Here is an 8,993-nt window from a genome sequence, read left to right as displayed (position 1 = left end):
AGCGAGCTTGCGAGCGCCGGCCCACCGATTTGAGGCGTCAGGTTTCAGGCGTCAGGCATCAGGACAAACAAACCGACGCCCTGATGCCTGACGCCTAGGACGTGGTGGGCCGGCGCTCGCAAGCTCGCTGGTCCCACCCTTTTCTAGCTTCGTCAAGAGGCGGTAGTTAAGCAATTGACGGGCCGGCACCGTCGGAATGTCCGGCAACTCCAGTGCGCTCCGTCCTCTGGGCCAAACGTGGCGTAGACTTGATCGGATGCCCGATCAACCGCCGCGGTCCGAGTCATGGAAGCTACGCCCGATCTGCTCGCCCAGTTGCTCAACCATTCGCGGCAGCTCTATAGCTTGCCCGCGGTCGTGCTGGAAGTGCTCGAGCTGACCAACGCGCCGCAGCTCGACACGAACCGGCTCAAAGAGTGCATCGAACGCGATCCGGCGCTCACCACGAAAGTGCTGCGGGTGGTCAACAGCTCGCTGTTCGGACTCAGTCGCCGCGTCTCGGACCTCACGCAGGCTCTCTCGGTGTTGGGAACCAAGCCGCTGAAGATGCTGGTGCTCGGCTTCGGCTTGCCGGAACCGCTCTTCGCCGGCCTGGCGCGCGACGTTCTCGACCAGTTTTGGAAGCACACGCTCACCAGGGCCGTGGCCGCACGCGAGCTGAGCGAAAAAGTCTGGCGTCTGCCGGGCGACGAGTTGTTTGTGGCCGGCCTGCTCAAAGACCTCGGCCGGCTGGTGCTGATTCAGGGACTGGGCAAGCCTTATGTCGAAGTCCTGCGGAAAGCCGATTGGCCGCGCGACGAAGTGCGGGCGCTGGAGCGGCGGTTGATCGGCTTCGACCACATCCAACTCACGGCGGGGCTGCTCGAACAATGGGGTTTGCCCGAAATGCTGGTCGCCGCCGTGCAGTGGCCCGACGTGCGTGCGGAAATCGAACTTCTTTCGGGCGATGTTCGCACCCCTGCCGAGATTCTCCATCTGGCGGAAAGACTGGCCGAGCTGCTGGCCGACGAGCGGGCCGACGCGCTGGCAACCCTGTTGCAAGCGGCCCGCGGCGGCCCGACGTTTTCAGAGAAACAGCTTGCGGCGATCACGGCCTCCGTCGAAGAGACCGTGACCCAGCTCGCGGCGGTACTCTCGGTCGATCTTTCCCAGGGACTGGCCTATAACGCGGTGCTGGCACGGGCATACACCCAGTTGTCGCTGGTGGCCTGTGACGCGGCCGAAGAGCTGCTCGACGGCGGGCGGCAAGGGCTGGCACAGAAGCTGTCGAACTTTGCCGACGGTGACGCGGGCCGCTCGCTCTCGTCGGCGGTGGCGAGCCTTCCGGCGACCCCCGCGCCACGCACCAGCCCGCACTCTACCGAGCCAAAACGAGCGGATCTGGGACCGCGGCGAACGTCTTCCACGGCAGCGACCGCCCGTAGCGTAAGCGTCGCCGCTTGCGCCGCGGGCAGGGGTGGCCCGGCCGGCCGCGGCGTGTCGGCCGTCGCCGTGGTCGATGCCACTCTACAGGCCTACCTCACCTCGGCCGCGGCCCTCTGCCGTCAGACGCGGCGGGAGCTGAGCCTGTTGTTGATCGAGCTTGACGGCCTCGACGACCTGCTGTTCATGCAGGGAGTGGCGGGATCGAAGAAAGTCCGCGACGCCGTTTTCGATGCCTGCCGCGCGGCCGGTTCGAATCATTTTCCGCCGCTGGAGCTGACTGCCTCTCGCCTGGCATTGGTCTTGCCGGGCTGCGATCGGCCGGGGGCGGCCGACGTCGGGCACCACGTCTTGCACGAGGTCCGGCAGCGGATTGCGGGCGGCGGCGTGGCGAGCGTGAGCGTCGGCGCCTCGACGGTGGCCGTGCCCGCGAAGAACTTCGGTCCGTTCGACATCATCAGCAGTGCCGAGCGCTGCCTTCGCGCCGCCCAGCTTTCCGGCGGCGGCTGCTTCAAGAGCATCGAAGCGTATTAGTCGGGGCGTAAGGTGGGGCCAGCGAGCCACGATTTGCAATTTGAAATTTGCAATTTGCAATTTGAAATCGATACGGCGCCCTCGGGCTCGGCCCAAACCTACTATTGCAAATTGCAAATTGCGAATTTCAAATTGCAAATTGATCCGGGTCAGATTCCCAGCGAATCCTTGACTTCCGCGAAGGCGTCGAGTGCCTGCACCAGATCGGCGTGGGCATGGGCCGCCGAAAGCTGCACTCGAATGCGCGCCTTTCCCTGTGGAACCACCGGGTAAGAAAACCCGATCACGTAGATGCCGCGCGCCAAAAGTGCCTCTGCCATGCGGCCGGCAAGCGCGGCATCGCCCAGCATAATCGGCACGATCGGGTGCTCGCCCGGCACGATCTGAAAGCCCCGCTCGATCAGCCCTTGGCGAAAGAAGCGAGTGTTGTCGCGCAGCCGGTCGCGCAAATCGCTCGACGTCTTCAACAATTCCAGCACCGCCAGCGACGCGCCGACGATCGGCGGGGCCAGCGAGTTCGAGAACAAGTAAGGCCGCGACCGCTGCCGCAACAACTCCACAATCTCGCGCCGGCCGCTGGTATAGCCGCCGCTGGCGCCGCCCAAGGCCTTGCCCAGCGTGCCCGTGAGAATATCGATCCGCCCCACGAGGCCGTGATGGTCGTGGCTGCCGCGGCCCTCCGGCCCCAAGACGCCCACGGCGTGCGAATCGTCGACCATCACCAGGGCGTCGTGGCGGTCGGCCAGCGCGCAGGTGCCGGGCAGGTTCGCAATAATGCCGTCCATCGAAAACACGCCGTCGGTGGCGATCAGTCGAAAGCGGGCCGACCGTGCCTCGCGGAGCTTCGCTTCCAGATCGCCCATGTCGTTGTTGCGATAGCGGAACCGCTGTGCCTTCGAGAGCCGGATGCCGTCGATGATCGAAGCGTGGTTCAGCTCGTCGGAAATCACCGCGTCTTCGGGCCCCAACAGCGTCTCGAACAGACCGCCGTTGGCGTCGAAGCAGGAGGAGTAGAGTACCGTGTCTTCCGTGCCGAGGAACTCTGAAAGCCGCTGCTCCAACAGTTTGTGCTGCGCTTGCGTGCCGCAGATAAAGCGGACCGAAGCGAGGCCGTAGCCCCACTGGTCGAGAGCCTGGTGCGCCACGGCGACGACCTCCGGATGATCGGCCAGGCCGAGGTAGTTGTTGGCGCACAAGTTCAGCACCTGGCCCTCGGCCACGGCCACGTGCGCCTGTTGCGGCGACGTGAGCTGGCGTTCGTTTTTATAAAGTCCGGCCTGGCGGATTTCGTCGATTTGCCGGGCAAGGTGCTGTTGGATGGCGCCGTACATGCTGGGTTCCGTCGAGCGAGTGGGGTAGACGGTAGACAGTAGACGGCAGACCGGGTTTTGTGTCTAGCGTCTGCCCGGCACGGCTAAACGCCAAGTCGCTCACGCTCCGGCTTCAACGGGCTCTCGCCTCGTTCGCTCGCCACGCATGAGCTTGGTCCGCAGGTGCTGGGCGCCCGACTCCCAGACTTCATGCACCCACGACGCGGAGTGACCGAAGGTGGCGGCGATGTCGCGGAGCGAATGGCCGCCCATCCGCAGCCTCTCCACGCGGTGCTGCTCGTGGGTCAGCCCCCGCATCGCGCGGTGGACGCGCACGGCGTTCTCGCGAATGACGCAGGCATCGTGCGGCGAAACGTCGGGCGAAATCAGCAGCTCGGCCAGCCGGGCCGCTTCCGCCGCGCGTTCCAACGACATGCCGCGCCGAAACCCGCCGTTCTCCTGGGCATCGCGCTGGCGTTTGACATCGGCGATCATCCACGCGGCGATCGTTTCCATCCAGCGATAGAACTCGCCTCCCGTAACGCCCGTAAACTCATCGAAATGGAGCAGCGCTTTGCAGCCCGCCTCGGCCACCAGGTTTTCGGCGTCGGGCGGGGTGTCGTCCCGTTCGTTTTCGAGCTGCTCCCGCACCCAGGGCAACAGGCGTTTCTCCACGTGCAGGACCGCTTTTCCCAGTGCGGGGTTGTCGTTCGTGCCCCGCCAGCGGCGATGCGCGATCGCCTCGAGCACCCAATCGGTCAACTCAAAACGTTGTTCCTCTCCGGCCATAGCCAAACTCCCTTCGCGTCTGCCGGCGCGGCGGCGCTCGCGAGGCGGTCTGGCCCTTTGAAGGTCGGGAGTCCGCGAGCGGACGCGGTCGTCGCGCGACGTTGTGGGCGACGAGCGCAAACCGCGCCGTGGGTCCGAAACTGCCCCTCGCGGCGTATCCCTCGTCCGCGGTTGGCGTTGGAATAGAAAACTTCCCTCACAGAGGTGATCGCGGGCCGCTCCCTGGCCCAACGATGGCTTCCAGTATATCGTCCCTATTGGCCGGTCAAGCCCCCCGACAAAAATCTTCCCCGCCGCCGCCCGCGGCGCGCGGCGGGGGCCATGTTCTGACGGTCCAGTTCCTGATCCGCGTCCTTAGGGGGGAATTTTACCCTCCGATCCTTGCGCGCGGGCGGAGCCGCGCGCAGCGGCGAAATTTGTTTTCGCGGCACTTGCGGCGGACGGCGTCATCCTAACTCATTGCTCGTCAATGTCTTGTGGCGTGCGACGTTGAGTTAACTTTTGAGTATTAAATCTTATAACAGAGCGCAAAAGCGGTTTTTACGTCCTCTTAATACAGAGGGACGCATTTCACCCCGCCACCGAAAGGACGCCGATCATGCGCTTGCCGCCCGCGAAAACCGCCAAATCGCGCGATAAACAACATACCCAACTCGAGAAGAGGTCGCGCCTCGAGAAACTTCCCGGCTGGCTCGCCCCCGTCGGCGAGCTGGTGCGCTCTCTATTTCTGCCGCGCGGCCAGCGGCGACGAACGCGCCCGCGGCTTCGTGGCGCGCTCGCCACCTTACAACCACTCGAAGCGCGGCTGCTCTTGACCGGCCCAACCGCCAACCCCGACAACTATTACGATCACAACGGCGGCGCCATCAACATACCTGCTTACGCCGGCGTCTTGGCCAACGATACCGGCGGAAACGGCCCGCTCTCCGCCGTGCTCGTCACGCCGCCGAGCTACGGCACCCTGACGCTCAATTCCGACGGATCCTTGACTTACACGAATACCACGTTCCCTCCGTTCGGCGGCGATTCGTTCACCTACGAGGCGTACGACGGCAGCACGTACAGTTCCGCGGCCACCGTATCGATCGGTCTGATGGTTAGCGATCAGCCACAGGTGCAACCGCAGCAGTACTCCACTCTTCACGACCAGACGCTGACCGTCTCGGCGCCGGGCGTGCTCACGCTTTCCAGCGATCCAAACAACATTCACCTCACGGCCGTGTTGGTGAGCGGGCCGAGCCATGGCACGGTGCAACTCAATTCCGACGGTTCACTTACCTATACGCCTGCATATCACTACTACGGCAATGACGGCTTTTCCTTTGAAGGCTACGATGGAAACAGTTACTCGGCCGCGGCTTCGGCCTCGATCGACGTCACCGACCAGGCCCCCACCGGCGCCAACCAAATGTATTCGCTCCCGAACGGCCAGACGGACAACGTATCGGCGGCCCAAGGAGTTTTGAATCTGGCCAGTGATCCCGACGGCGACAGCATCACAGCGGTGCTCAGCAGCGCGCCCACTCACGGCACGCTGCAGCTCAATTCCGACGGTTCCTTTTCCTACACGCCCAATCCAGGCTGGATCGGGACCGATGCGTTTGGTTTCACGGTTTCTGACGGCATTCTGTCCAGCCAGGCCTATACCGCCACGCTGCAAACCGAGTACAGCGTGCTCTCGGCCAGCGACCAAACCAAGGTTCCCGTCGATACGATCCACGTCAGCCGGCAGATTCTCAGCGATCCCTACGCCGACCAGCCCATCACCTCGCCCTTGCCCGCCGGCGGCTCCGGTGGCACCACGGTCAGCGCCGCGCCGGCCGACGGCGCGCCGGCCACGGCGCATAACCTGTCGCTCGTCTACGACAGCGTTTTGGCCCAGCCGGACCAGGTGATTGAGGCCGATCTCGGCCTTTCCACCAGCCTTGCGGCGTCGGAAACCGTCACCGCCACGCTGACGTTCAACGGCGTGCAACAGCCGCCGGTTTATTTCAGCATGTCCTCGCTCAACGGCACGACGTCGCACGTGCATCTGGCCGAACAGGTCGACACATCGCCGTTGGCCAGCGGCCGTTACCCGTGGTCGCTCACGGTGACCAGCCCCGACATGGCCGCGCCGACGACCATCAGCGGCGCGATAAACGTGGTCAACGACTCCGCCAGCCCGTTCGGCAAAGGTTGGGACATGCCGGGGCTCTACCGGCTGTTTGTCAACAACGTGCAAGGCGTGCCGGCGGGCGTGCTGCTCTCGACCGGCGACGGTGGGGCGTGGTACTACTCGCAAAACCAAGACGGCAGCTATACCTCGCCGAACGGCCCGTTCGCTTTCTCGACGCTCACCGCCGTCAGTGGCGGCGGCTGGCAGCTCGTCACGCACGTAGGGGTCACATTCAACTTCGGCTCGGGCGGCTACCTGACCAGCCGTTTGGAGCGGACCGGAGAGGCCACCAGCTACAACTGGAGCGGCGCCGATCTAACTTCAATTGTGGATGAATGGGGCCGCGCGGTGGACCTCAGTTACACCAATGGCCTGTCGAGATCGATTTCCGATTATGCCAATAGTGTCTGGACGATCGCCCACAGCGGCACGAACCTGACGAGCATCACGGAACCCGACCCCGGCAACGGCCAGGGCGCGCCGGTGTGGCAATACGCCTACAGCGGCGACTACATGTCGAGCGAAAGCAACCCGAACCTCAACCAGACGTCGTTTACCCTCGACGCCAACCATCGTTTGAGCGGCGTTTCACTGCCAGGCGGCGCCAGCACCAGCGACACCAGCGAACAGGATTTTGGCTACGGCTCGACGAATTCCTCCAGCCCGAGCAACCTCACCCTTTCCACCTCGGTCAACCCGACCAGCACCGACGCCAACGGCGACCAGTCGGGATACCAGACAAACGCCTTCGGTGAACCGATCAGCCAGGTCGACCCCTACGGCAACACCGAGACCATCCAGCGGGACGCCAACGGGCTGCCAACCGTCATTACGCTACCGCCGCCCGCCACGGGCGACGCCTCGCCCGTCACGAACATTTACTACGACAGCACCGGAGACGAGACCTATGCCACCGGTGCGAGCCCGACGTACGGCACCTTCACCTACACGGCCGGCAGCTTCGGCCAGTGGGCCACCTTCACCGACAGCATGGGCAAAGAGTGGTCGCGGACGTTTGACGGCAAGGGGGATATCCTCACCGAGCAGGACCCATCCGGAGCACAAGTGTCATGGACTTATGACACCTATAGCCGGCCGCTGACGATGACCATGCCCGCCCCAAACAACGGCGTCGGCACGGTAACGGTGACTTACCACTACGACAGCGACGAACGCCTCGTCGAGATTATCTGGCCCGACAACTCGAACGAACAGTTCGGCTATAACGCAGATGATTACCAAGCGAGCTATCAGGACGAGAACGGGCACCAGACCGTGAGCGACGTCGACGTTTTGGGGCGCGTCGTGAGCGTCACGAACGCGGCGGGGGGAGTGACTTCGACAACGTATGACAAGGACAACAACGTCCTCACGACCGAAACGCCGATGGGCGAAGTCACCGGTTACGAGTGGAACTCGCGGAACGAGCCGGTCCAAGAGACGCTGCCGCCCGCGGCCACCGGCGACGCATCCCCAACGCTGGCCTGGACGTACGATGCCAACGGAAATACACTAACGTACACCAATGCCCTCAATGAAGTTACCTCTGAAACTTGGGACAAACTCAACCGCCTTGCGAGCGAAACGTTGCCGGCGCCGGCCCAAGGCCAATCCGGGCCCGAAACCACCCTCGGCTACGATAACGACTCACGCAAAACCTCGGAGACGACGGCCCTGGGCACGACCGCCTGGGCCTACGCCAACACGGACGTCAGCCAGTTGACGAGCATGTCGCTGCCGCCCCCGAGCGGTTCAGGTACCGGACCCACCACCAGCTATTTTTACGATACCGACGGACGGCAAAACCAGGTGGAAAACGCGCTCGGCCAATACACGACCACGACCTTCACGGTGAATGGCCAAACCGCCTCGATCGAAGACAACCTCTCCCACACGACAACCTACGTCTATGGGAATGGCGGAGAACTTCTCAGCACCACCGATCCGCTCAACCACACCCAGAGCGACGAGTACGATTCGCGCTATCGCCTCGTGCAAACGACCGATGCCAACGGAGGAGTCACGCAAATCACGCTGGATCCCGCGGGCAACGAGACCAAGCTGGTCGATAGCGTCGGCAACGCGACGACGTGGTCCTTCAGCCCGACGAATTTGCCTCTCACCGAAACGAACGCGCTGGGCACGACGACGTGGGGCTACAACGCCGACTCGCTCGTCACGAGCATCCAGGATGCCGACGCGCGTGTTCGGGATTTCGTTTACAATAACGACCGGCAGTTGACGGCCGAGAACTGGATGAGCGGCACCACGATCGTCGCCGCGATGGCGTATTCCTACGACCTGGCGGGAGAACTCACCTCCGCCGGCGATCTGAACTCGGCCTACGCCTTTGCCTACAACGGCGATGGCCAAGTCACGTCGGTCGACAATGCCGGCACGCCCAACGTGCCGCACGTGATCCTCGCCAGCGGCTACGACCTGATGGGCGACCGCACGAGCCTTTCGGCCACGATCGCGGGCACCGCCGACTTCCTCAACAGTTATTCTTACGATGCCGACCAGAATCTCACCATGGTGCAGCAGCAGGACGTAAACGGCGGCAACATCGTCTCGCCCAAGGAGGTCGATTACGGCTACAACGCGATCGGCCAGTTTACGAGCGTGGCCGCTTACAATTTCATCGGCGTCGGCCCGCGCGAGGATGTTTTGGCCGGCGCGTACTCGTACGACAACGGTGCCAGGCTTACAGGCATCGCCTACACCTCCAACGGCGGCACGACGACGATCGACACGCTCGGCTGGGGGTACAACGCCGGCAA

The 8,993-nt window shown here is 63.7% G+C and carries 4 protein-coding genes; 2 read left to right on the top strand and 2 right to left on the bottom strand.

Going from position 1 to position 8,993, the window contains the following annotated elements; all coding sequences use genetic code 11:
• Positions 1 to 285 precede the first annotated feature (285 nt).
• The gene (locus VNH11_14075) at positions 286 to 1,956 is read left to right on the top strand and encodes an HDOD domain-containing protein (protein HVA47493.1); all 1,671 of its coding nucleotides are present in this window, start codon (positions 286 to 288) and stop codon (positions 1,954 to 1,956) included.
• 149 nt (positions 1,957 to 2,105) lie between these two features.
• Here VNH11_14075 and VNH11_14070 read toward each other — a convergent pair whose 3' ends face one another.
• The gene (locus tag VNH11_14070) at positions 2,106 to 3,287 is read right to left on the bottom strand and encodes a glycine C-acetyltransferase (protein ID HVA47492.1); all 1,182 of its coding nucleotides are present in this window, start codon (positions 3,285 to 3,287) and stop codon (positions 2,106 to 2,108) included.
• A gap of 99 nt (positions 3,288 to 3,386) precedes the next feature.
• Positions 3,387 to 4,055, bottom strand: a complete 669-nt coding sequence (locus VNH11_14065) for an ECF-type sigma factor (protein ID HVA47491.1) — start codon at positions 4,053 to 4,055, stop codon at positions 3,387 to 3,389.
• 598 nt (positions 4,056 to 4,653) lie between these two features.
• Here VNH11_14065 and VNH11_14060 point away from each other — a divergent pair.
• Positions 4,654 to 8,993 (top strand): Ig-like domain-containing protein (locus VNH11_14060; protein HVA47490.1); only part of this gene is annotated, 4,340 nt, incomplete at its 3' end.

Source organism: Pirellulales bacterium, from assembly GCA_035533075.1.
In the GTDB taxonomy this organism is placed as follows: Bacteria; Planctomycetota; Planctomycetia; order Pirellulales; family JAICIG01; genus DASSFG01.
The sequence above is the reverse complement of the archived record's forward strand: the minus strand, read 5'-3'. Positions and strand labels throughout refer to the sequence as shown.

Bases quoted from the DNA above. Each gene is read 5' to 3' on its own strand.
- VNH11_14075 (HVA47493.1), top strand. From the start codon at position 286: ATGGAAGCTACGCCCGATCTGCTCGCCCAGTTGCTCAACCATTCGCGG.
- VNH11_14070 (HVA47492.1), bottom strand. From the start codon at position 3,287: ATGTACGGCGCCATCCAACAGCACCTTGCCCGGCAAATCGACGAAATC.
- VNH11_14065 (HVA47491.1), bottom strand. From the start codon at position 4,055: ATGGCCGGAGAGGAACAACGTTTTGAGTTGACCGATTGGGTGCTCGAG.